The following is a 23619-nucleotide window of genomic DNA, read 5'->3' as shown; positions in this document are numbered from 1 at the left end:
GGCGTTGAACGCTTGCCTGGGTGCCACGAAATTGGCACCCTTGGGCGCCTTGAACCGTCAGTATCACGACAGAAGGAAGTTTGCGTTGAGCTGGGACAAAGTCGGCAAAGTCCTCGTAGCCCTGCTGATTGGCCTGATGGTCATGGTAGTGGCCTATGTGGTGATCAAAGGCAGCCCTCGCCTGGAGGCCTCCCTGACCTACGCCTACCTCACTTACCCGAGCCAATTCAGCGAACGCATCACCAAGGCCAGCGAGCAACTCAAGTACGAGCAATTGCAGGGCCGTATCAACACCATCAGCGAAGGGCAGTTGCATCAGGATCAGGTCGACAGGTTGATCGAACTGGCCCAGGCGCCTTACGCCCAGTTGTTCGCCAAACCGTTCGAGGCGGGGCTGGTCGACCACCGCACCGGTCTGCTCATCGACCTGCGCAACACCGGTAATGCGCCGGTTCGCCTGGTGAAGATTCGCCTGCCTGCCAAGGGCCTGGTGCAAGTGCGCGATGCGGCTGGCAACGACACCATTATCGAAGCAGCCACGCCCTTGGTCGAAATACCCTCCATCGAACCGGGTGGGGTGTGCAAGGTGTGGGTGTACTTCGATGCCGACTACTCGCAGATCCGCCAGGGCGGCGTCAGCATCCGTCATGCCGACGGCGTGGCCGATGTGCAGGTGTACCGCGAGTTCACCGGCTTCCCCGCGCAAGTGGCGCGCTACAGCCGCGAATTGATGGTGTTATTGGGGATATTGGGGTTCAGCGTGCTGGGGTTGGCGTACGCCTGCCTGTCACGCCGACGTGAGTCGGTGTTGCCTTCCTGAACCTGTCAATCGGTCACTGTAGGAGCAGCCTTGTGCTGCGAAGAGGCCCGTAGCACCAGCGAAGATTCCCGGTGTTGTCGCGGGCCTCTTCGCAGCACAAGGCTGCTCCTACAGTGAGTTAAGTGGGTCGGTCACGTCCGCAGTGAGCCACACTGCGTCCCAGTGGGGATAGTCACCTATGTGTTCAACCAAACCCGCACGCAATGGGTTGGCAACAATGTATCTGGCTGTCTTGCGCACGTCATCGTCCTTGCGTAAGGCACGGTCGTGATAACCACGTTGCCAGACTTGGCCACGACTTACCCCGGCTTTGCACAATGCAGTGCCAGAACGCGACTTGAACTGCCGCATCAGGCTGCACAGCGTATTGGTGTGAAGTTCTATCAGCCAATGTAAGTGATCAGGCATCACCACCCAGGCAAGTGACTGGCAGGCGTCTTCTCGTTCCGAATGGCGCATTTGCCCAATAACCAAACGCGCAGCAAGCAGGCTTGCAAACAGCGGCTTGCGCTGGTGAGTGACGGTGGTGAGCAGGTATAGCCTGCCGGGTTCCGAGAACCGTCCCCGCCGTAGTAGCTTTGCTTCGGCCCACTCCATGGTGTGTTCCTCGTTTAACGATCCTTGTCGTTAAAACAATAGGAGACGCAGCAATCCAGCACTCGACAGATCGTTACCGAATATCACAACCCCATACTGAACAGGGGTGGTGTAGGAGCAGCCTTGCGCTGCGAAGAGGCCCGTAGCACCACCGAAGATTCCCGGTGTTGTCGTTGGCCTCTTCGCAGCGCAAGGCTGCTCCTACACGCTCGTGCTTAGCTGCATTCTTCGTGCAGCGCCAGGCTCTGGCGCTGCTGCTCCAGCAGGGCGGTGCGCAGTGATGCGGGGGCTAGGACACGTATCGAACCTGCCTGGGACAGTAACCAGCCCATCAGTGCACGGCTGTCGTCGACGGTAGCGGCCAGCGCGGCGCCGCCGTCTTGCTGAGGTGCCAACTGCATGTCTGTGGACAGTGGCTGCTGTTCCAGGCGCCGTGCGAGCGCGTCATCGACCCAGGCGCGTAGCCCGATCTGGCGAACCGGTGCGAGGGCATCCGGTTGCAGTTGCTGCGCCTCGTCCAGGCTCAGCCCAGGTTGCCAGTACCAGCCATAAGGCATGCCTTTACTGTTGCAGTGCAGCGGAAACAACGCCGACAGTTCCACCAGGTCGCGTTCCACGGTGCGCTTGCTGGTGGTGTGGCCCACCTTCGCCAGCGCTGCCTGCAACTGCGTAGAGCTCATGCCTGGGTGGCGCCCCGGCAGCAGCTTGAGCAGCTGCCATTGGCGGGCGATGGTGTGGCGGGTAGGGTGGCTGGGCAAAGGAGGCTCGTCCGTGAATGCCAGGCACTGAGCGCCCGGATGGTGGCATTTGGCTATCCTGCAAGCATACCCTGCCCGGGGATGGGATCCAAACTTTTACGGGGCCGTCCCTAGCCATGTTTCTTGAATTTGACCAAAATATAGGTCTTAATTTAGGGCTGATAGCATGCAGAATATTTTCGCTGACGTAGCGGTAAGCGTTTCAGAGCTAAAAAAGAACCCAACTGCAGTAATGTCTGGCGCCGCAGGCATGCCCATTGCCGTACTGAATCACAATCGTGTGATGGGTTACATGGTGCCGGCCGAACTGTATGAAGCCATGATGGAAAAACTGGAAGACATCGAGCTAAGCGAGCTGGCCAAGTCCCGTCTTGGTGAGCAAGGTATACCGGTGTCTTTGGATGACTTATAAGCTTGAGTTCGTCCCTTCAGCGTTCAAGGAGTGGGGCAAACTGGGCCATACGTTGCGTGAGCAGATCAAGAAGAAGCTTGGCGAACGTTTGCAGGCACCGAGGGTGCAGGCCGATGCTCTGCGGGAGCTGCCTAATCACTACAAAATAAAGTTCAAGGCTTAAGGCTACCGGGTCGAAGATGAGCGGGTCGTTGTTGTGGTAGTTTCAGTGGGCAAGCGTGAACGCAGCGCGGTTTATCAGTCAGCCAAAAAGCGCTAGAGGGGCGTTCACAAGCAGCGTTTTTGCGATGTTGCGATGAACTCCCCCTCACTGTGTCCTACGATTCTTTGTTATCCCCGCACTGTTGCAGGGCCTCGATAAATACTCGCTCGGCCCGGCTCAGCCGTTGCTCCCTGTTCCACAGCAGGTGGATATCCACATCCGCAATCCCCTCCTGCGGTGGCAGCTTCCATAACAACCCCGCCGCCACATCCGCCGCCACCACGTGTTCCGGCAGGCAGCCGATGCCAAAGCCCGCGATCACCAGCCGGCGTACCTCTTCAAGGCTGGGCGAGGACGCCACGATCCGCCCGGAGAACCCTTGCTGGTCCCGGAAGATGGTCAGCGGCGAGAGCATCCCGCCGATCTGGTCGCTGGTGAAACTGACGAAGTTCTCACGTTGCAGGTCGCCCTCCAATTGGCCGAACAAGGCATGGTGCTTGCCGCAGAAAAACCCATAGCGCTGGCGCAGGAACAGCCGCTGCTCCAAACGCGGTTGCGGCCGTCGATTGAGGCTCAAGCCCGCCGTGGCAGTCTTCTCCTGCAAGGCGGCGACGATGTCGGAGCTGCGCATCACCTCGATTTCCAGCTCTACCCGTGGGTGCTGGCGGTGGAAGTCGGCGAGAAAATCGTCGAACTGCTCGCTTTCGATGCGGCTGATCATCAGCAAGCGCACCTTGCCCACCAGCTCGTCCGCCGGTTGCTCCAGCAGGCCGCCGATCAGCGACATTTGCCCATACACCTCGCCGGCCAGCACAAACAGCTGCTCGCCCATTTCAGTCAGCACAAAGCGTGGCCCACGGCGGGCGATGAGTTGCCGGCCGAGCTGATCTTCGAGGCGTTTGAGCGCCTGGCTCACCGCCGGCTGGGTAAGGTGCAGGCGGGCGGCCGCGCGGCTGATGGACAGCTCTTGGCCGATGACCCGGAAGGTACGCAGCAGGTTCCAGTCGAGGCGGTCGTTGAGCAGGCGGTCGGACATGGTCGGGCTCGATAATAAGCTGGGCTAATAGTGCAAATAATAAATAGAAAATTGACTAATCATAGCCCGGGGACGATAAATCGCAGCGATGCACCGACCAAGCGCCACCAGAGCGCAACTGTGATGACCCACAACTCCTGCCAGAACAACAAGCAAAGGCGCCCTCCATGAAGCCCACCGCTTCGCCCCAGCCACCGCGCAGCGATAGAGGCTCTACAGTGGATTTAAATGACTGCAGCAAAGGTTAGGGGGCTCTGCCCTGGGAAATACCCAAAGGTCCTGCAGGGTGGTGGATCGTGTTCAAAGGCGAGTACCACTGTTCGGTTCCATCGGCTGTGTAGTGAGCTGTCTCAATTCACGCGCGGTGAGTGATAACAGCGCCGCATTGAAGTGAGTTCGGTTGGCTCTAGACTCATTAGGTGTGTTCTGTTTGAGTGGATCTACCTTGATACCCGTGGGTGTTTGATAGAGAGAACCCTCATCGTACGTATTGACAGGTTGCAGGTTGAACCCGGCGGCTACAAGTGTATCGTGGTGTGAGAGCATTAAACTAGCGTCTGGATCACCTAGACGTTGGCCAAAGCCAAGTATCACCACGCTGTTTTCCTCGTTGGTGTAGTAATGGCCGGTAGGTATTTGTCGTTGGTTTTGCAAGAGTTTAGAAGTCGATTTAATTCTCGGGCGTTTTTCTGCGGCATCATATTTTAAGTATGTACGGTTATAACCTTTTGGGGCGGTTGGAGTTTTACCGTCGCCGAAGCCAATTGCGTGTAAGCGCTGTTCCGGATTATCAACCAAATACTGGAGCACTGAGCTACCTTTGGTGGTAAGTTTTTGGTAGAGCTCGAAAGTCCATCGCCCGGTGGGATCAGCGCTGTTTATTGGATCCCCCGCGCAGTAGGCGTACGCGTTAAAGCCCCCTTTGCCAAACGGGCTCAGCGCATCGGGGCTGCTGAAGCGCCGTAATTGTGGATGATAGAAACGGTGCCCATTTCCCAGCGGGTAGGTGCCAGATATAGGATCTATCCATTGTCCTGTGAAGCCCAATAGTGGCGCGCTCTCAGCAGCGAAACGATGGCCATAAGGCGTATAGACTGTCCCCTGATACTCATCGTTGAAACTGCCCAAAGCCGAGCCTTGCTGGTCTGTCTGTAGCATCTGATTGTGCCACGTTCCACTTACTTGCGTGCCCTGCGCCACTCCGATATTGAGTGCCCAGATTACGCGCTGACAACCCTGGGTGTTCAGCCGTGTTGCCAGGCGGTTACCGTTGTAAAAGTGATAAGTGTGAGGGCTGTTTAGCTGGGAAGCCGGCGGCGTTGAGCGTTGTGGCGTCAGCTGTTGAGCATGAAGGCTGCGTATTGAATCATTCATTATCGCGACCTGCTGGAGGGAGATGTCCCAGTTTGGATCACTCCGGCCGCCCCTCACAACTGGCAGTTTTACTAGGCTCTGTCCCTACACCCCACCCCGCCGCACATGCTTCACCAGCACCTTCTCCAACAACTCCCACATCGCCGGGTCCGTACTGAACGCCACATTGAAGCGCATCCACCCGGTCGGCTTGGCATCGACCATGAACAGCTGCCCAGGCCCAAGCATGATGCCTTTCTCCAACGCATCATCCAGCAGCTCCGCGCTGTCGGGGATGGCGGGGTGGCGGGTCCAGATGTACATGCCTTCGTCCGACTCGGTGAACAGCTCGAAGCCCAGCCGGTGCAGGTGCCGGCCCACTTCCTGGTGCGCCTCGGCCAGGCGCTGGCGCAGGCGTTTGAGGTGTTTGCGCCAGCGGCCGTCGATGATCGCGGCATACACCACGCGTTCCATCACCTGCGAGGTGGTGAGGCCTGAGCGCATTTTCAGGTGCACCAGTTTCTGCATCAGCTCCGGGTTGGCCATCATGTAGCCAACCCGTACGTTGGGCGAGATGCTCTTCGAATAGCTGCCGACGTACACCACCTGCTGCAGGTGGTCGAGGCTGGCCAGGCACGGTTGCGGTTCGGCGACCATGTCGGCGTACAGGTTGTTCTCGACCAGGCGGAAGCCATGCTGGCTGGCCAGTTGCAACAGCCGATGCAACTGCGGCAGCGGGGTGCGCGAGCAGGTCGGGCTGTGCAGGTGCGGCTGGGTGAAGAACGCGGTCGGGCGGTGATGCGCCAGCAACTGCTCCAGCTGGTTCAGGTCGTAACCGGCAGGGGTGCGGGGTACGCCCACCAACGTCGCGCCCTGGGTGCGCAGGATGCTCATCAGGTTGGGGTAGCCGGGGTCGTCGACCAGCACCACGTCCCCTGGGCGCACCAGGGTGCGCGCGGCCAGGTCCAGGGCCTGGCTGGCGCCGTGGGTGAGCATCAGCTGCGCCGGGTTGGCGACGATCGACAGCTCCTGCTGCAGGTTTTGTGCGGTCAGCGTGCGCAGTTCGGCCAGGCCCATGGGGTCGCCGTAGCCGGACAGTTCCAGCGGGCTGCCAGCGACCTGGCGCAGGCCGCGGCGCAGGCCTTCCTCGTACATCCAGTCATTGGGCAGCCAGCCGCAGCCGGGCTTGAAGGGCAGCTGGCGGATCTCGAAGATCTGCTGCAGGTACCACTCGGAGTTGAACGTTGGTCGACTGGTGTCGGCCTCGACATTGTGTTTGTCCAGCAACTCGCCAGCCGCGCGGTTGATGAAAAACCCGGCATTGCCGCGGCTGACCAGCAGGCCCTGGGCGACCAGGCGGTCGTAGGCCTCGACCACGGTGAAGGTACTCACCGAGTAGGTCGCGGCAAAGGCGCGGATAGACGGGACCTTGGCCCCAGGCTTGAGCGTCTGGTTGTCGATCAGCTCGCGCAAGCCGTCGATGATCTGGTTGACCAACGGGGTGGGGGCGTCTGGGTGTAATTCGAACATTCGAGGGCCTTTCAGGGTGCGTAGCGTCAGGTGCCTGCAGGGTGTACTGCATTGGCGACCTGTACAGTGCAGTGCGAGATTCATGCCACTGTGCATGGCTCTCTGCGTCGGACATTTTTACATTAGGTGTCGGATATCGCCACATAAAGCATGTTCAGTTCGCTCGAAGGGCAAACCTTCGGGCGCGTCAGCAGGCCGCCATGGATGGCCTGCGTGTGTTTGCTCACACCATCCTGCCCGCATTAGCACTGATGTACAGGTGAGGCCGCTAGCCATCGGGGTCTCACAGTTTTCCTTGGATAAAAAGAAGCACGGGGTACACAACTGATGGACGCAACATCCACAACCACCACCGCGAAAGGCGGGCACGACAGCAAGCTCAGTGCCTCGCTCAAGTCGCGCCACCTGACGATGATGTCAATCGCCGGGGTTATCGGCGGCGCCTTGTTCGTCGGTTCCGGCAGCGTGATTCACAGCGCCGGCCCGGCCGCTGTCCTGGCCTACCTGGCAGGCGGCATCCTGGTGGTGCTGATCATGCGCATGCTTGGCGAAATGGCGACGTCCTCGCCTGACACCGGCTCGTTCTCCACCTACGCCGACCGCGCCATTGGCCGTTGGGCAGGTTTCACCATCGGCTGGCTGTACTGGTGGTACTGGGTCATCCTCATGGCGTGGGAAGCCTATGTGGCGGGCAAGATCCTGCATGGCTTCTTCCCTGACGTCAGTGTCAACGTGTTCGTGCTGGCCACGACCCTGCTGCTGATCACCGTCAACTTCTTCAACGTCAAGCATTACGGCGAGTTCGAGTTCTGGTTTGCCTTGATCAAGGTGATCGCCATCGTCTGCTTCCTGGTGGTGTGCACCGCAGCGGTGATGAACGTCTGGCAGTTCGGTGAAGTGCGTGGCATCAGCCACCTGACCGCAGAAGGCTTCATGCCCAACGGCATCACTACGGTGATTGGTGCGTTGCTCGGGGTGATGTTCGCCTTCCTCGGCGCAGAGATCGTGACCATCGCCGCGTCCGAAGCCAAAGATCCGGCCGCGCAGATCGTCAAGGCCACCAACTCGGTGGTGTGGCGTGTGTGCTTGTTCTACGTTGGCTCGATCTTCCTGATCGTCTGCCTGGTGCCGTGGAACGACCCGCACCTGGGCGTCTCGGGCTATGGCGCCTACCGCCGTACCCTGGAGCTGCTGGGCGTGCCGTATGCCGAGTTGCTGATGAACTTCGTGGTCCTGACCTCGGTGAGCAGCTGCCTGATCTCCGGTCACTACACCGCTTCGCGCATGCTGTTCTCGCTGTCCCAGCGTGGCGACGCGCCGTCGTTCTTCAAGATCACCCGTGCCGGCACCGGCGTACCGGTGTACGCGATCATGGGCTCGTGCGCCGTGGCGGTGGTGTGTGCGCTGATCAACTTCAGCGAAACCCTGCGCCCGAAAGACGTGCTGGACACCCTGATGAACACCACCGGCATGATCGCGCTGCTGGTGTACTTGGTGATCGCCTTCTCGCAGCTGCGCATGCGCCGCAAGCTGATTGCCGAAGGCAAGGAAGTGCGCCTGAAGATGTGGCTGTTCCCGTGGCTGACCTACCTGGTAATCGCGTTCATCGTGGCTGCCCTGGTGACCATGGCGTTCATGCCTGACTACCAGATCCTGGTGATCTCCACCGGTATTGCTGCCGCAGTCGTGGTAGCCATGGGTGTGGTGCATCAGATCCGTAGCGCCAAACGCCACTAAGCTTCAGTTGTGGTTCAAGACGGCCGGCTCCCTTGAGGACCCGGCCGTTTCGCGTTGTTGGGCCGGGTATTTGTCCGGCGGCATGTGAAAACGCTGGTTCATCCACGGCGAGCCGAGGAGGGCGGCAGCGGCGATCAGGGCCAGTATGGCGAGGGCCAGGAATGTTTTCATGGGCAGGCGCATATAAGGACTGACTTCAAGGATAGACGCTCGGTTCCGGCCCGCGAATAGACCCTAAGTGCCACTACTTGGCTTATGCTGGGCACATTGCCCGCCCAAAGGAGCCGCACATGGCCTGGTCCGCCACCCAGTATTCCCTGTTCGAAAACGAGCGCACCCGCGCCGTACGCGACCTGCTGACCGCCGTGCCGCCGCGCCCGGTCCGCCATGCCACCGACCTGGGCTGCGGCCCGGGCAACTCGACCGAGGTGCTGCTGCAGCGCTACCCCGATGCCCAGGTGACGGCGTTGGACAGCGACCCGGACATGGTCGAAAAGGCCCGGGAGCGCAAAAGGCTGTGTGTACCACGCGTGCGCTGCGCCATTGCCGACATCGCCCAGTGGTCCGCGCCAGAGCCGCAAGACCTGATCCTGGCCAATGCCTCGCTGCAATGGGTGCCGGACCACGCTTCGCTGTATCCGCACCTGGTCAGCCAGCTGAGCGAGGGCGGCAGCCTGGCGGTGCAAACCCCTGACAACCTTGACGAGCCAGCGCACCGGCAACTGCGCGAAATCGCCAGCAAAGGCCCCTGGGCCACCAAATTCGCCGATTTCCAGCTACCGCCCAGGCACAACGCCGCGTTCTATTACGACCTGCTCAGCCCGCGGAGCGCGCGGGTGGATGTGTGGCGTACTACGTACCATCATCCGTTGGAGGGTGGCGCCGAAGCGGTGGTGGAGTGGTTCAAGGGCTCGGCTTTGCGGCCTTACCTGGCCAGGCTGGACGAACAAGAGCAAGCCGCCTTCCTGCAGATGTACCTGCAGGCGATGCAGCACGACTACCCACCGGCCACCGACGGCAAGGTGCTGTTGCCGTTCCCGCGCTTGTTCGTGATCGCTACGCGGTAGGGCGGCGCCAGCGCCCGAGCACGTAGCCATAGATGCCGAGGTTGACCAGCAGGACGATGGCGCCCAGCAGCCATTGGATCTGCGGCGTCAGCCCGGCCGGATAGATCAGCGGCCAGATGTAATGTTCGACGAAACCGCCGTGGTAGCCCGCGTCGCCGGCGGCGAAGCGCATGCGGTTTTCCCAGTCGGTCAGCGGGCATTCCAGGTGCAGCCCTTCCACCGCCAAGCCCCAGGCCAGGGCAGGCAGGTGGACGAGCAGGGCGGGGCGCCACTTGAGTACCAGCAGGCCACCGAACAGCACCCACAAGATGAAGGCCAGGTGCAAAAGCACCAGAGCGTCGGCGGCAAATCGAAAGAGCATGGGGCGTGATCCTCGTGATCCTCGTGATCCTCGCGATCCTTGTAGGAGCAGCCTTGTGCTGCGAAGAGGCCGGTACAGGCACCATACATCAATGCTGCCTGCACCGGCCTCTTCGCAGCACAAGGCTGCTCCTACCAAGCAAACATTGGGAATGCAGCTTTACAGCCCTTCCTCAACCATTTGCAAGAACGTCGCTACTACCCGTCGCGTACGTTGCTCGCTGAGGCACACCAGCGTCTCGGTCAAATGCCGCTGACAGTCGACAATCGGCAACGCACACACCCGCGCATCCGCGCCAAACTCCGCCGCCGACACAACCCCCACGCCAATCCCCACCACCACCGCTTCGCGCGCCGCCTCCCGGCCTTCCACCTGGATCGCCGGCCGAATCCGCAGCCCGGCGCGCTGCATTTCTTCTTCCAGCGTCTGCCGCGTCACCGACCCAGGCTCCCTCAGCACCAACGGGGTGTCATCCAGGTCCGCCAGGCTGATCGAGCCCCGGCTGGCCCAAGGGTGATGGTGGCTGACGAAGGCAACCATCGGGTCGCGGCGCAGCGGCAGGCAGTGCAGGCGCTCATCGTCGACGTCCCGTCCCAGCAGTGCCAGGTCCGCCTGGTAGCTGAACAGCCGGGCCAACGATTCATCAGTGTTGCCGGTTTCGATCTTCACCTGGATGCCCGGGTAGCGCTGGCAGAACCGCGCAATCTGCGGCAGCACGTGCACCGGCGCGTCCACCGCCAACACCAGGCTGCCGGTGTGCAGGGCGCGTGAGTCCTGCAGCAGCTCGTGGGCTTCGGCTTCGCAGGCGAACAGGCGTTGGCTGATGCCCAGCAGGCGCTCGCCCAGGTCGGTCAGTTGCACCGAACGCTTGTTGCGGTGGAACAGCAGCACGCCGAAGCGCTCTTCCAACTTGCGCACCTGGTCGGAGACAGCCGGCTGGGTCAGAAACAGTTTTTGCGCGGCACGGGTGAAGCTGCCGTGCACCGCCACCGCGTGGAAGGCCTTGAGTTGAGCGTGGGACACCGACATGACGACTCCAGTAACAAGCTGGGCTTATGAGTGAAATACGATAAATCGATTTTATTTATCAGTCACCAGCTGTTTCCATACCTCCCAGCCCCGCCGCAGCCACAAGCGCCGGTCGGGGCCATGGCGCTGATACAGCGCCATCTGACCCGATGACGGGCCCCCGCCATCGCTGTGCGTAACACAAGAACAAGACAGGCGTTTCTTCACATTCTGCCGGCACACTTGAGCAAGAGGTCAGACTCACATGAACCATTCCCTAGCCACGTTCAAACGCTGGCGTATGCAGATTTTCGCAATCACCTGGCTGGCCTACGCCGCCTTCTACTTCACCCGCAAGGCATTCTCGGTCGCCAAGCTAGGCATCGCCGAAGACCCAGGCTTCATGCTCGACAAGGCCGCCATGGCCAACCTTGACGCGATCTACCTGGCCGCCTATGCCGTGGGCCAGTTCACCTGGGGCATGCTTGCCGACCGCTTCGGCCCACGTGTGGTGGTGCTTGGCGGCTTGCTGATCTCGGCGGCGGCGGCGGTGGTGATGGGCAGCTACGCCACCTTCCCAATCTTCGCCACCTGCATGTTGATCCAAGGCCTGGCGCAGTCCACCGGCTGGGCCGGTTTGTGCAAGAACATCGGCAGTTTCTTCCCAGCCGCGCAGCGCGGGCGGGTACTGGGGTTGTGGAGCTCGTGCTATGCCTTTGGCGGCCTGGTGGCTTCGCCGTTTGCCGGCTGGTGGGCTTACACCCTGGTCGGCACCTGGCACGCCGCGTTTTTCTCCAGTGCCGTGGTGGTCGCCCTGGTGGCTGTGCTGTTTTTCTTCCTGCAGCGCAACAGGCCAGAAGACGTCGGCTTGCCTGCCGTAGAGCCCGAGCCGCAGAGCATGGCACCGGGCGCGAACCTGTGCAGCGTCTGGGCGCCATTGCGCGAGATCCTGCGTAACCGCACGGTGTTGACCCTGGGCCTGGCCTACTTCCTGCTCAAGCCGGCGCGCTACGCCATTCTGCTGTGGGGGCCAGTGATCGTCTTCGAGCAAATGCCGTCGGTGGGCAAGGTCGGCGCGGCGATCATCCCCACGGCCTTCGAGCTGGCCGGGTTGCTGGGGCCGATCATGATCGGCCTGGCCTCCGACAAACTGTTCGGCGCGCGGCGCATGCCGGCGTGCGTGATCAGCCTGGTGCTGTTGACGGTGACGCTAGCTGCGTTCATGGCGGCCATGCACACCGGCAGCGTGATGCTGGTGGTGGGCCTGCTGTTTGTCATGGGCCTGACTTTGTATGGCCCTGACTCGATGATCAGCGGCGCTGCGGCCATCGACTTCGGCACCGCCAAGGCAGGTGCCACCGCAGCAGGCTTCGTCAACGGCTGTGGCTCGGTGGGGGCCGTGCTTGGCGGGCTGCTGCCGGGTTATTTCGACGGCGTCACGGTGTTCATCGTGTTCGCCGGTTGCGCACTGTTCTCGGCGCTGGTGCTGCTGCCGCACTGGAACAGCCGCCCGGCCACCGCGGTGCAGCGCTACGACGTGGCACCGAACACCAGCATGGCAATCAAGCCACTGCGTACCTAAAGGAAAGCGAGCTAATGAGACCCTTCTGGCTGCAACAGGCCCTGGATTCGGCGCAGGAAGCGGCGTGCCCGCCGCTGCAAGGCGACAGCCGTTGCGATGTGTGCATTGTCGGCGGCGGCTACACCGGCCTGTGGACTGCGTTGATGCTCAAGGAGGCGGTGCCGGCGCTGGATGTCATGCTGATCGAGGCCGACATCTGCGGCGCTGGGGCCAGTGGTCGCAATGGCGGTTGTGCGCTGTCGTGGTCGGCCAAGTACTTCACCCTCGAGCGCCTGTTCGGGGCGGCCGAAGCGGTGCGCCTGGTGCACGAATCGGAACGCAGCATCGGTGCCATCGGCGCGTTTTGCGCGGCCAATGGCATTGACTGTGACTACCGGCTGGACGGCACGCTGTACACCGCCACCAACTCGGCCCAGGTCGGTGCCACCGATGCGGTGATCGCCGCGCTGAAGCAGCAGGGGGTGAATTCGTTCCAGCGGCTGCCGCTGGACCAGGTGCAACGCCTGGCGGGGTCGGCGCGGCACCTGGAAGGCTGGTTTTCGCCGGCCGCCGCCACCGTGCAGCCCGGGCAGTTGGTGCGCGGCCTGCGGCGGGTGGCGTTGCAGCGTGGCGTGCGCATTCACGAAGGCACGGCCATGACGAGCCTGGCGCACGGTGCGCCGGTACAGGTGCGCACGGCCCACGGCACGGTGCACGCCGACCGTGTGGTGTTGGGCCTCAATGCCTGGATGGCGCGGGCGTTCCCGCAGTTCGAGCGCAGTGTAGCGATTGTGTCCAGCGACATGATTATCACCGAGCCGTGCCCTGAGCTGTTGCGCGAAATCGGCCTGGACAGCGGCGTCAGCGTGCTCGATTCGCGCATTTTCGTGCATTACTACCACAACACCTCCGATGGCCGGCTGATGCTCGGCAAGGGCGGCAATACCTTCGCCTATGGCGGGCGCATGCTGCCGGTATTCGACCAGCCCTCACCCTACCGGCCGCTGCTGCGTGAAAGCCTGGGCGAGTTTTTCCCGGCGTTGGCGGACGTGCCCTTGGCGGCCAGCTGGAATGGGCCGTCGGACCGCTCCGTCACGGGCTTGCCGTTCTTTGGCCGGTTAGACGGGCAGGGCAATGTGTTCTATGGCTTTGGCTATTCCGGCAGCGGCGTCGGGCCGTGCCACATGGGGGGGCAAATCCTGTCGTCGCTGGCGCTGGGGCTGGACAACCCCTGGACCCGCTCGCCATTGGTCCAGGGGCCGCTGGGGCTGTTTCCGCCAGAGCCGATTCGCTACCTGGGGTCGCTGATGGTGCGCAATGCCATTCGCCGCAAGGAGCGCGCCGAGGACCGCGGGCTGCGGCCACGGCACCTCGATGTACGCCTGGCACGTTTTGCGGCGGCGGCGGGGAAGGCCGACAAAGCATGAGATTTCTTGTCGATCACATGCCCGAGGGCGTATAAACTGCACCCACTTTTGGCCGGTCGCTTCCTGAACTGGCCGTTGAAACAAGAGAGTCGACATGGGCGCACAGTGGAAAGCCAAACATAGAGAAACAGCGGCCAATGCCAAAGGCAAGATCATGGGCAAGCTGTCCAAAGAGATCCAGATCGCTGCCAAATCGGGCGCCGATCCCGACATGAACCCGCGCCTGCGCCTGGCGATCGTGCAGGCCAAAAAGGCCTCGATGACCCGCGAGACCCTGGACCGGGCAATCCGCAAGGGTGCCGGCCTGGACGGTGATGCCGTGCAGTATCACGCGGTCAGCTACGAAGGTTTTGCGCCGCACCAGGTGCCGCTGATCGTCGAGTGCCTGACGGACAACATCAACCGTACCGTCGCGCAGATCCGCGTGCTGTTCCGCAAGGGCCAGCTGGGTGCGAGCGGTTCGGTGGCCTGGGACTTCAACCACGTCGGCCTGATCGAAGCCACCCCGAGCGAAGGCGCAGACCCAGAAATGGCCGCCATCGAAGCCGGTGCCCAGGACTTCGAGGAAGGGGAAGAAGAGGGTTCGACCCTGTTCATCACCGACACCACCGACCTGGACGCGGTACAAAAGGCCCTGCCGGAGCATGGCTTCACCGTGACCTCGGCAAAGATCGGCTACACCCCGAAGAACCCGGTAAGTGCTGCCAGCTTGAGTGCTGAGGCATTGGCCGAGGTCGAGGCGTTCCTCGAGGCGATCGATGAGAACGATGACGTGCAGAACGTCTATGTCGGCCTGACCGACTAAAAGCCGGGGCCGCTTTGCGGCCCATTCGCGGGGCAAGCCCGCTCCCACAGGCCCCACGATGCTGAAGATTGTGGTACCCCTGTGGGAGCCGGCTTGCCGGCGATTGGGCCAGTAGTCTTAATGAAGGGAAGCCTGCATGACCCCCACCTTCGCCTCCCTCAGCCTCGCCCACCTGCGTACCCTCGACCACCTGTTGCAGCTGAAAAACCTCAGCCACGCCGCCGAGCGCCTGGGTGTCAGCCAATCTGCCCTGAGCCGTCAACTGGCCCACCTGCGCGAAGCATTCGACGACCCGCTGCTGGTGCGCCAAGGCCGTGGTTACGTGCTCAGCGAGCATGCCGAAGCCCTGGTCGAGCCACTGCGCCAGGTCCTAGAAGAGCTACACGCCCTGCGCCAACCGGCCGTGTTCGACCCCGCCCGCTGCGAGCGCCGTTTCTGCCTGGCGGCCTCGGACTACGTCGCCGAGCATATGCTGCCGCTGCTGGTGGCGGCGCTGGAGCACGAAGCGCCCGGCGTGTCCCTCGAATACCGCACCTGGCAGGCTGGCCAGTACGCGTTGCTGGCCAGTGGCGAGATCGACCTGGCCACCACCTTGTTCGATGAGTCGCCGCCCAACCTGCATGGTCGTCTGCTCGGCGAGGACCGCGCGGTGTGCCTGATGCGCCGCGACCACCCGTTGACCGCCCATGAAACGCTCAGCCAGGCAGCCTATCTGGCGCACAAGCATGTGCGCATTTCCGGGGGTGGCGACAAGGACAGCTTCATCGATCGCCACCTGCGCGCCCAAGGCCTGCAGCGGCGGGTCAGCCTGGAAGTGCCGTTTTTTTCGGCCACCGTGCAGGTGATCGGCAACAGCCAGGCGGTGGCCACGGTCCCGGAGCACATCGCCCGGCAACTGTGCCGTTTGCATGACCTGGCCTGGCGACCGTTGGGCTTCATCGATCACAGCCAGCGTTACTGGGTGGTCTGGCACCAGCGCCTGCAGGCCTCGGCCGAGCACCGCTGGTTGCGCAACCGGGTGTTCGAGCTGTGGCGCCAGTCCCAGTTCGGCGTGCAAGGGGGGCATGCGCCAACGCCATAGGAGGTATGCACGAAGCGGGGTTCTTTGCAGGGCGGGTGGCACCTAGACTGGTGGGCCTGTATTGCCAGTGCCCAATGGAGACCGCCCGTGACCCCAGAACAATTCCGCCAGTACGGCCACCAATTGATCGACCTGATCGCCGACTACCGCCAAACCGTGGGCGAACGCCCGGTCATGGCCCAAGTCGAACCGGGCTACCTGAAAGCGGCCCTGCCTGAGTGCGCCCCGCAGCAAGGCGAACCCTTCGAAGCGATTCTCGACGACGTCAACAACCTGGTCATGCCGGGCCTGTCGCACTGGCAGCACCCGGATTTCTACGGTTACTTCCCGTCCAACGGCACGTTGTCATCGGTGCTGGGCGACTTTCTCAGTACCGGCCTGGGTGTGCTTGGCCTGTCCTGGCAGTCCAGCCCAGCCTTGAGCGAGCTGGAAGAAACCACCCTCGACTGGCTGCGCCAGTTGCTCGGCCTTTCAGGGCAATGGAGCGGGGTGATCCAGGACACCGCCTCAACCAGCACCCTGGTGGCGCTGATCTGCGCCCGCGAGCGGGCCAGCGATTACGCGTTGGTCCGCGGTGGCCTGCAGGCCCAGGCCAAGCCGCTGATCGTCTACGTCAGCGCCCACGCCCACAGCTCGGTGGACAAGGCCGCACTGCTGGCCGGTTTTGGCCGTGACAACATTCGCCTGATCCCCACCGACGCGCAGTTCGCCCTGCAGCCAGACGCGCTGCGGGCTGCGATAGAGCAGGACCTGGCGGCAGGTAATCAGCCCTGTGCGGTAGTCGCGACCACCGGCACCACCGCCACCACGGCACTCGACCCACTGCGCCCGATTGGTGAAATCACCCAGGCCCATGGCCTGTGGCTGCACGTTGACTCGGCCATGGCGGGGTCGGCGATGATTCTGCCCGAGTGCCGCTGGATGTGGGACGGCATCGAGCTGGCCGACTCGGTGGTGGTCAACGCGCACAAATGGCTGGGTGTGGCCTTTGATTGTTCGATCTACTACGTGCGCGACCCGCAGCACCTGATCCGGGTGATGAGCACCAACCCCAGCTACCTGCAGTCGGCGGTGGATGGTGAGGTCAAGAACCTGCGTGATTGGGGTATTCCACTGGGCCGGCGGTTCCGCGCTTTGAAACTGTGGTTCATGTTGCGCAGCGAAGGCGTCGAAGCGCTGCAGGCGCGCTTGCGCCGTGATTTGGATAACGCTCAGTGGCTTGCTGGGCAGGTCGAGGCGACGCCGGGTTGGACGCTATTGGCACCCGTGCAGTTGCAGACGCTGTGCATCCAGCAGCGGCCGGCGGGGCTGGAAGGGGAGGCGCTGGATGCGCATACCAAGGCCTGGGCCGAGCGGCTCAATGGTTCTGGGGAGGCGTATGTAACGCCGGCTACCCTTGATGGGCGGTGGATGGTGCGGGTGTCGATTGGCGCATTGCCGACCGAGCGGGAGCATGTTGAACAACTGTGGCAACGGCTGCAGGAAGTGATCAAGGGCTGAAAACGCTGGGGCCGCTTTGCGGCCCATTCGCCGGCAAGCCGGCTCCTACAGGGATTTGCGCACACTTGTAGGAGCCGGCTTGCCGGCGAAAGGGCTGCGCAGCAGCCCCCTGCGATCTATCAGTGGCTTGCAGTCTGCAAGCTGCCTTTACGGCTGGCTTCGTACGCGGCCTTTTCCATCGGCTTGGCTTGCGGGTTGCCGAGGTCTTCCATCGACAGGCGATGGGTTTCTGGTGCGATGTACGCCGCCAGGGCGCAGATGCAGGTGATGAAGAACGCCATGCCACCCACGACCAGTGGAATGTTGTCCGAGCCCGGTGGTGCCACCAGGGCGAACAGCGCCGGCAGCATGGCCGTCAGCATGGTGCCGATGTTCTGCGCAATGGCCATGGCCGAAACACGGTAGCGGGTCTGGAACAGCTCAGGGTAGAAGCTTGGGAACACCGCGTTGTAGCCCTGGTAGACCATGCCCCACATCACGATCGAGGCGGCGAAGGCCAGCGGTACGTTCTGGATGCTGATCGCATACAGGTAGACGAAGGCCAGCAGGCCCGAACCCAGGCACCCGGCGATCATGGTCGGGCGACGGCCGATCTTGTCGGAAAGGTTGCCGACGAATGGAATCACCAACACCGCGACGATGTTGCCGACCACCGGAATCCACAGGTACACGCTCTTGTCGAAGCCGATGCCATAGGCCGGCTGCACCGCGTAGGCCGCGCCGAAAATGGTCGCGACGACCGGGATCACGTTCATCAGGGCCATGAACATCACCAGCACCATGTGTTTCCAGCTGTGGCGGAAGGCCTCGCTGACCGGCGATTTGGCGACTTTATCCTGCTTCTCTTCCTTCACGAAGGCAGGTGTTTCGTGCACTTCTTTACGGATGATGAAACCGGCGATCAGCACCACGGCGCTCATCAGGAACGGAATCCTCCAGCCCCAATCGTTGAAGGCTTCACTCGGCATGAAGTAGGCCAGTGGCAGGAACACCGCCGCCGCCAAGACCTGGCCGGCTTGTACGCCCTGCAGGGTAAAGCTCGCGTAGTAGCCTCGTCGGCCGAACGGCGCGTGCTCCATGATCATCGAACTGGCACCGGAGATCTCGCCGGCTACCGCGAAGCCCTGGACCAGGCGCAGCAGCACCAGCAAGGCGGGGGCGAGGATACCGATGTCGTGGTACGTCGGCAGCAGGCCGACGGCCATGGTCGACACACCCATCAGGAACATGCACAGCAGCAGTACGTTCTTGCGTCCGCGGGTATCACCCCAGTGGCCGAGCACGATGGCGCCGACCGGGCGGGCCAGGTAGCCGACACCGTAAGTGGCCAGCGAGGCGATGATCGCCATTTTCGGGTCGGTGTTAGGGAAGAAGATTTGCGGGAAAATCAGGGCCGCAGCCTGTGCATAGATGAAAAAGTCGTAGTACTCGAGTGCCGAGCCTATCCATCCACTGGCGGTCGCTTTCTTGGCTTGAGAGCTGGAGTGAGCCATCGGTGTCTCCGTTGTTCTTGTTGGTTCCCGCACGGCGCAAGGCGAGCGTGGGGTTATCTCGGGAGTGGGGTCAAACGTGAAGTGCGGGCGTATTCCGCGCCAAGGCCGTGACAGGCAGCCAGGAGACAGGTGCGGATCGCAAGGCGAGAGCAGTGTTCATAGGTCGGTACCCGGTTTTATTGAACTTATTATGTTGTGGCGTTGGGCTTGTTAGCGCAGGTTCTGCCGAATGACCGTCTGGCAAGAAGGCGGTGGTCGGTGTGCCTGCGTCTGGTTTCATGTTGACCACGGGGTGGCGGTCTAGCAATTCGCGAAATCCGGTTTTGTTCGGTAATCGAACACAAAACTAACCATTCCGTACAAAGAGATTGATGAGGCGACTTTACCTGCGAATAATCCATCATGCCAGGCACCGTTACCGTGGTTTTCCTGCGCCGTCGTCCCCTAACAACAAGGAACTCCCGCCATGCAGCGTTCGATTGCCACCGTGTCCTTGAGCGGCACTCTGCCGGAAAAGCTCGAAGCTATCGCCGCCGCCGGTTTCGACGGCGTCGAGATTTTCGAAAACGACTTGCTCTATTATGCCGGCAGCCCGCGTCAGGTTCGCCAGATGTGCGCGGACCTGGGTATCGCCATCACCCTGTTCCAGCCGTTCCGCGACTTTGAAGGCTGCCGCCGCGACCGGCTGCAGCGCAACGTCGACCGCGCCGAGCGCAAGTTCGACTTGATGCAAGAGCTGGGCACTGACCTGGTGCTGGTGTGCAGCAACGTCCAGGCCGATGCCCTGGGCGACGAGCAACTGCTGGTGGACGACCTGCGCCTGCTGGCCGAGCATGCCGGCAAGCGTGGCCTGCGCATCGGTTATGAAGCGTTGGCCTGGGGCCGACACGTCAATACCTACCAGCAGGTCTGGAACCTGGTGCGCCAGGCCGACCATCCGTCGCTTGGGGTGATCCTCGACAGTTTCCATACCTTGTCGCTCAAGGGCGACCCGAGCGCGATCCGTGACATCCCGGGCGACAAGATTTTCTTCGTGCAGATGGCCGACGCACCGATCCTGGCCATGGACGTGCTGGAGTGGAGCCGCCATTTCCGCTGCTTCCCGGGGCAGGGCGAAATGGACCTGGCCGGCTTCCTCGCGCCGATCCTCGCCACCGGCTACCGCGGCCCGCTGTCCCTGGAAATCTTCAACGACGGCTTCCGCGCCGCGCCACCTCGGCAGAATGCTGCCGACGGCTTGCGCTCGCTGCTGTACCTCGAAGAGCAGACCCGCCTGCGCCTGGAGCAAGAGGCCGTGGCGGTGGAGCCGGGCGTGCTGTTCAACCCGCCGGCGGCGAGTGCCTATGATGGCGTGGAGTTCCTCGAATTCGCCGTCGACGAGGCGGTGGGTGCGCGCTTGAGCAACTGGCTGAAACGCCTGGGCTTCGCCGACGCCGGCAAGCACCGCAGCAAGGACGTGCAACTGTTGCGTCAGGGCGACATCAACATTGTCCTCAATGCCGAACCCTATTCGTTTGGCCACAACTTCTTCGAGGCGCATGGCCCGTCGTTGTGCGCCACGGCGTTGCGCGTTAAGGACCAACAAGCTGCCTTGAAGCGCGCCACGGCTTTCCGTGGCCAGCCGTTCCGTGGCCTGGTCGGCCCCAACGAGTGCGAAGTACCCGCCGTGCGCGCGCCCGATGGCAGCCTGTTGTACCTGGTAGAACAGGGCACTGCTGGCCAGACCCTGTACGACACCGACTTCAGCCTGGACAAAACCGCCACTGCCAGCGGTGGCCTGCGCCGTATCGACCACATGGCCCTGGCGCTGCCGGCCGAGTCGCTGGACAGCTGGGTACTGTTCTACAAGAGCCTGTTCGACTTCGCCGCCGACGACGAAGTGGTGCTGCCCGACCCGTACGGCCTGGTCAAGAGCCGTGCGCTGCGCAGCCAGTGCGGCACCTTGCGCCTGCCGTTGAACATTTCCGAGAACCGCAACACCGCCATTGCCCACGCATTGTCCAGTTACCGCGGCTCGGGTGTGCATCACATCGCCTTCGATTGTGATGACATCTTCCGTGAAGTGGCGCGTGCCAAGTTGGCTGGCGTGCCGCTGCTGGAAATCCCGCTCAACTATTACGACGACCTGGCGGCGCGCTTCGACTTCGACGACGAATTCCTCAGTGAGCTGGCGTATTACAACGTGCTGTATGACCGCGATGCCCAAGGCGGCGAACTGTTCCACGTGTACACCGAGCCGTTCGAGGAGCGCTTCTTCTTCGAGATCATCCAGCGCAAGGGCGGCTATGCCGGGTATGGCGCAGCGAACGTCGCCGTGCGCCTGGCAGCCATGGCCAAGGCCCGCAGCGGGGCAGCGCGCAAGCCGGTGCTGTAAGCGCCGCTACCCTGTTGGATCAAACTGATCCTTTTTGCATCCACAGGGCCCCTGTGGGAGCGGGTTTACCCGCGAACACCGGCGAAGCCGGTGCCATACACCGCGTCGCCTGCTTCGCGGGTGAACCCGCTCCCACAGGGTTCACCGCCCCTCGGCCACCATCAACAACGCCTGCGGCACCGCACTTTGCGGATGCTGCGGCTCCTGCAGGCTGACCAAGCGCAGCCCGGCCATGTCCAATGCATTCAGCCAACTGGCCAAAGTGCGGAAGTACCAAGGCATCGGCCGCCAGTCCCCGGCAAACCCTGCGAACGACTCTTCCCGCCAGCCATCCTGATAGTCGCCCGCAGCCACACTCCAGGGGTGCAACGTCTGGATCACCACTGCACCACCCGGAGCCAGCAGCCCATTCATCGCCGCCAACAAGGGGATGACGTCCTGCTGCAACAACGCAAAATTGGCACAAACCAAATCGTAGTCACGGCCAACGCTGACGTCGCCCTCGGCCAGCTGTGCGTAACTGGCAAGGTGCACCTCGGCGGAGCCTGCCGCACGGGCCGCCTCCACCAGGGTGTGGTCGCCATCCACGCCGACCGCCTCGATGCCGCGATCGGCCAGCGCCCGCAGCAACCAGCCTTCACCACACCCAAGGTCGAGCACGCGCTCGGGTTGTCGGCTGAGAATGGCCAGCAGGATAGCCTGGTCGGTCACCTGCCGACGGCTTTCGATGGCGCCACTGCGCACCGCGTCGATCCAGGCCTGGGCGTTGTGCTGCCAGCTGTGCAGCAGGTTGTCTTCGGGGTTGTGCATGAGGGTTTCCGCCGCCTTGGGTGAGTTGAAGCATAGGCCGCGAGCGCGTGCCTTTGCGGCTGAATGCTGGCCCATATTGAACTTGCTTTGCGCGCCAGCGCTAAATTACCATTGAAAATAGTTCTCACTTGCGTAGACAAGACCGCCCATGAGCGACGTGCTGCCCAGCCCTGACAATCACATACGCAATGTCGAAGCGCTTTACACCGGCCACCAGGGCTGGTTACACGCGAAATTGCGCAGGCGCCTGGGCAACGCGGTGGATGCGGCCGACCTGGTTCAGGACACCTTCACCCGTATCCTCGCCTCCAAAGCCGTCGTATTCGATGAACCCCGCGCTTATCTGAGTTGCGTCGCCGGCGGCATTCTCGCCAACTGGTGCAAACGTAAATCGCTGGAGCGTGCGTACTTGGCGGCGCTTGAGCACCTGCCTGCCCCTGAAGTGCCTTCGCCAGAGACGCGCTTGCTGATTCTGGAAACCTTGCACGAGATCGATGCCATGCTCGATACCTTGCCGCCACTGGTCCGGCGCGCGTTTCTGCTGTCGCAGTTGGCTGGCATGAAGTACGAGGCGATTGCCGAGCAGCTCGGTGTATCGCTGATTACCGTCAAACGCTACATGAAGCAGGCATTCGTTCAGTGCTTGAGGCTGCTCGACTAGATGGCCGATGCACAGCGCGCCGAGCCGGTAGACGCCGAAGCGCTCGAAGAAGCCGCCGAGTGGTTGATGTGCATGAGCGCAGGCGACGTGACCGATGCGCAGCAGGCCGACTGGCTGGCCTGGCGCAACAGCAGCCGGGCCCGAGCAAGCGCTTGGCAGCGCGCGGAGCGGTTGATGGGCAAGTTGGGTAGCCTGCCACCGGCACTGTCGATGCCTGCACTGGACCGCCCGGCCGACCCTGGCCGTCGTGCACTGGTCAGCCGGCTGGCGCTGCTGCTGGCCCTGGCCCCGGCCAGCTGGGCAGGCTGGCGGCTGACCGAGCAACAAGGCTGGGCAGCCGACTACCGCTCCGGCATTGGCGAACGCCGTGACCTTACCCTGGCCGATGGCACGCAGGTTGTGCTCAATACCGACTCCGCCATCGATGTGCGTTTCAATGCCGGCGAGCGGTTCATCCGTTTGCTCCGTGGTGAAATCCTGGTGCAGACGGCCCCCGACATCGTGGTCCCTGCTCGCCCCCTGTGGGTAGGGACGCGGGAGGGGCGCATGCAAGCCTTGGGCACCCGGTTCACCGTGCGGGAGGTCGGCGGGCGCACCTACCTGGCGGTCATCGAAGGTGCAATTCGCATCGAACCTGGCAATGCCGATCACCTTGCCCGCCGCGTCGTGCAAGCCGGCCAACGCGCTGACTTCGACGCCCGAACGATCGCTGCACCAAGGCCGGTAGACGAGGCTGTCACGGCCTGGACCCAGGGCATGCTGCTGGCGGACAAGATGAGGCTGGACGCTTTCGTTGCCGAGCTCGCACGTTACCAACGGGGGTTCATTCGTTGTGACCAAGGCATTGCCGACCTTCGCGTATCGGGGGCATTTCCCATCAGCGACCCGCGTCGAACGTTGAGCATGCTGGAGTCGACTTATGCCCTGCGGGTGGAGGCGCACATGGGGGGCTACTGGACGATGCTTGCGCCGCGCTGACCGCACTGCAAAAAAAGTCGTGCCCCAGGTGATACTTTTTTCCGCCTC

General features: G+C 62.5%; 22 protein-coding genes and 1 pseudogene. 13 read left to right on the top strand and 10 right to left on the bottom strand.

What is annotated here, in order from left to right; genetic code table 11:
• Positions 1 to 85: 85 nt before the first annotated feature.
• Entirely contained in the window at positions 86 to 820 is a 735-nt protein-coding gene (locus QOS90_RS15495) for a hypothetical protein (protein WP_085273288.1), read from the top strand.
• A 108-nt stretch (positions 821 to 928) separates the two neighbouring features.
• Here the strand turns inward: QOS90_RS15495 and QOS90_RS15490 are convergent, their stop codons facing one another.
• Entirely contained in the window at positions 929 to 1417 is a 489-nt protein-coding gene (locus tag QOS90_RS15490; protein WP_085273289.1) for an REP-associated tyrosine transposase, read from the bottom strand.
• 215 nt (positions 1418 to 1632) lie between these two features.
• Positions 1633 to 2175 (bottom strand): WYL domain-containing transcriptional regulator, encoded by a 543-nt coding sequence (locus QOS90_RS15485; RefSeq protein ID WP_085273290.1) that lies wholly within the window; start codon positions 2173 to 2175, stop codon positions 1633 to 1635.
• A 166-nt stretch (positions 2176 to 2341) separates the two neighbouring features.
• Here QOS90_RS15485 and QOS90_RS15480 point away from each other — a divergent pair, with 166 nt between their 5' ends.
• Together QOS90_RS15480 and QOS90_RS15475 are read left to right on the top strand one after the other, a co-directional pair.
• Positions 2342 to 2587, top strand: coding sequence for a type II toxin-antitoxin system Phd/YefM family antitoxin (locus QOS90_RS15480; RefSeq protein ID WP_027593796.1), 246 nt, complete (start codon positions 2342 to 2344; stop codon positions 2585 to 2587).
• Positions 2577 to 2846, top strand: a pseudogene (locus tag QOS90_RS15475) (type II toxin-antitoxin system RelE family toxin). The gene QOS90_RS15480 and the pseudogene QOS90_RS15475 overlap by 11 nt, the downstream one beginning before the upstream one ends.
• A gap of 58 nt (positions 2847 to 2904) precedes the next feature.
• Here the strand turns inward: QOS90_RS15475 and QOS90_RS15470 are convergent.
• The 3 genes from QOS90_RS15470 to QOS90_RS15460 form a co-directional block, all read right to left on the bottom strand.
• Entirely contained in the window at positions 2905 to 3825 is a 921-nt protein-coding gene (locus tag QOS90_RS15470) for a LysR family transcriptional regulator (RefSeq protein WP_027593794.1), read from the bottom strand.
• Positions 3826 to 4125: 300 nt separating this feature from the next.
• Positions 4126 to 5199: an RHS repeat-associated core domain-containing protein gene (locus QOS90_RS15465; protein ID WP_085273291.1), complete on the bottom strand. Its 1074-nt coding sequence runs from the start codon at positions 5197 to 5199 to the stop codon at positions 4126 to 4128.
• 84 nt (positions 5200 to 5283) lie between these two features.
• Positions 5284 to 6708, bottom strand: a complete 1425-nt coding sequence (locus QOS90_RS15460) for an aminotransferase-like domain-containing protein (RefSeq protein ID WP_027593793.1) — start codon at positions 6706 to 6708, stop codon at positions 5284 to 5286.
• A gap of 327 nt (positions 6709 to 7035) precedes the next feature.
• Between QOS90_RS15460 and QOS90_RS15455 the strand changes: the two genes are divergently transcribed.
• Positions 7036 to 8445 (top strand): amino acid permease, encoded by a 1410-nt coding sequence (locus QOS90_RS15455; protein WP_085273292.1) that lies wholly within the window; start codon positions 7036 to 7038, stop codon positions 8443 to 8445.
• Between the two features lie 3 nt (positions 8446 to 8448).
• On the opposite strand, the gene QOS90_RS15450 is transcribed toward QOS90_RS15455, so the two are convergent.
• Entirely contained in the window at positions 8449 to 8628 is a 180-nt protein-coding gene (locus tag QOS90_RS15450; protein ID WP_085273293.1) for a hypothetical protein, read from the bottom strand.
• A gap of 107 nt (positions 8629 to 8735) precedes the next feature.
• On the opposite strand from QOS90_RS15450, the gene tam reads away from it, so the two are divergent.
• Positions 8736 to 9512, top strand: coding sequence for a trans-aconitate 2-methyltransferase (tam, locus tag QOS90_RS15445; RefSeq protein ID WP_085273294.1), 777 nt, complete (start codon positions 8736 to 8738; stop codon positions 9510 to 9512).
• On the opposite strand, the gene QOS90_RS15440 is transcribed toward tam, so the two are convergent.
• Positions 9502 to 9873 carry a DUF2784 domain-containing protein gene (locus tag QOS90_RS15440; protein WP_085273295.1) on the bottom strand — a complete coding sequence of 124 codons (372 nt, stop codon included), beginning with the start codon at positions 9871 to 9873 and terminating at the stop codon, positions 9502 to 9504. The genes tam and QOS90_RS15440 overlap by 11 nt on opposite strands.
• A gap of 159 nt (positions 9874 to 10032) precedes the next feature.
• The gene (locus QOS90_RS15435; RefSeq protein WP_085273296.1) at positions 10033 to 10902 is read right to left on the bottom strand and encodes a LysR substrate-binding domain-containing protein; all 870 of its coding nucleotides are present in this window, start codon (positions 10900 to 10902) and stop codon (positions 10033 to 10035) included.
• A gap of 244 nt (positions 10903 to 11146) precedes the next feature.
• Between QOS90_RS15435 and QOS90_RS15430 the strand changes: the two genes are divergently transcribed.
• From QOS90_RS15430 to QOS90_RS15410, 5 genes are all read left to right on the top strand, one after another.
• Positions 11147 to 12463 (top strand): MFS transporter, encoded by a 1317-nt coding sequence (locus tag QOS90_RS15430; RefSeq protein WP_027593787.1) that lies wholly within the window; start codon positions 11147 to 11149, stop codon positions 12461 to 12463.
• Positions 12464 to 12477: 14 nt separating this feature from the next.
• Positions 12478 to 13869, top strand: a complete 1392-nt coding sequence (locus QOS90_RS15425; RefSeq protein ID WP_085273297.1) for an FAD-dependent oxidoreductase — start codon at positions 12478 to 12480, stop codon at positions 13867 to 13869.
• 94 nt (positions 13870 to 13963) lie between these two features.
• Positions 13964 to 14674 (top strand): YebC/PmpR family DNA-binding transcriptional regulator, encoded by a 711-nt coding sequence (locus QOS90_RS15420; RefSeq protein WP_085273298.1) that lies wholly within the window; start codon positions 13964 to 13966, stop codon positions 14672 to 14674.
• 136 nt (positions 14675 to 14810) lie between these two features.
• Entirely contained in the window at positions 14811 to 15755 is a 945-nt protein-coding gene (locus QOS90_RS15415; protein WP_085273299.1) for a LysR family transcriptional regulator, read from the top strand.
• A gap of 87 nt (positions 15756 to 15842) precedes the next feature.
• Positions 15843 to 17255 carry a DOPA decarboxylase gene (locus QOS90_RS15410; protein WP_085273300.1) on the top strand — a complete coding sequence of 471 codons (1413 nt, stop codon included), beginning with the start codon at positions 15843 to 15845 and terminating at the stop codon, positions 17253 to 17255.
• A 119-nt stretch (positions 17256 to 17374) separates the two neighbouring features.
• Here QOS90_RS15410 and QOS90_RS15405 read toward each other — a convergent pair whose 3' ends face one another.
• Entirely contained in the window at positions 17375 to 18748 is a 1374-nt protein-coding gene (locus QOS90_RS15405; RefSeq protein ID WP_027593782.1) for an MFS transporter, read from the bottom strand.
• Between the two features lie 466 nt (positions 18749 to 19214).
• On the opposite strand from QOS90_RS15405, the gene quiC reads away from it, so the two are divergent.
• On the top strand, positions 19215 to 21122 hold the full coding sequence (gene quiC / locus QOS90_RS15400) for a 3-dehydroshikimate dehydratase QuiC (protein ID WP_027593781.1): 1908 nt from the start codon (positions 19215 to 19217) through the stop codon (positions 21120 to 21122).
• A gap of 141 nt (positions 21123 to 21263) precedes the next feature.
• On the opposite strand, the gene QOS90_RS15395 is transcribed toward quiC, so the two are convergent.
• Positions 21264 to 21932: a class I SAM-dependent methyltransferase gene (locus QOS90_RS15395; RefSeq protein WP_085273301.1), complete on the bottom strand. Its 669-nt coding sequence runs from the start codon at positions 21930 to 21932 to the stop codon at positions 21264 to 21266.
• Positions 21933 to 22080: 148 nt separating this feature from the next.
• Here QOS90_RS15395 and QOS90_RS15390 point away from each other — a divergent pair, with 148 nt between their 5' ends.
• Both QOS90_RS15390 and QOS90_RS15385 read left to right on the top strand, forming a co-directional pair.
• Positions 22081 to 22593: a sigma-70 family RNA polymerase sigma factor gene (locus tag QOS90_RS15390; protein ID WP_027593779.1), complete on the top strand. Its 513-nt coding sequence runs from the start codon at positions 22081 to 22083 to the stop codon at positions 22591 to 22593.
• Positions 22594 to 23571 carry a FecR domain-containing protein gene (locus QOS90_RS15385; RefSeq protein ID WP_027593778.1) on the top strand — a complete coding sequence of 326 codons (978 nt, stop codon included), beginning with the start codon at positions 22594 to 22596 and terminating at the stop codon, positions 23569 to 23571. It abuts the gene before it with no gap.
• The last annotated feature ends 48 nt before the right edge of the window (positions 23572 to 23619 follow it).

Source organism: Pseudomonas sp. LAIL14HWK12:I10 (assembly GCF_900184205.1).
Lineage (GTDB): Bacteria > Pseudomonadota > Gammaproteobacteria > Pseudomonadales > Pseudomonadaceae > Aquipseudomonas > Aquipseudomonas kermanshahensis.
This window is presented reverse-complemented; position numbering and strand designations above follow the sequence as displayed.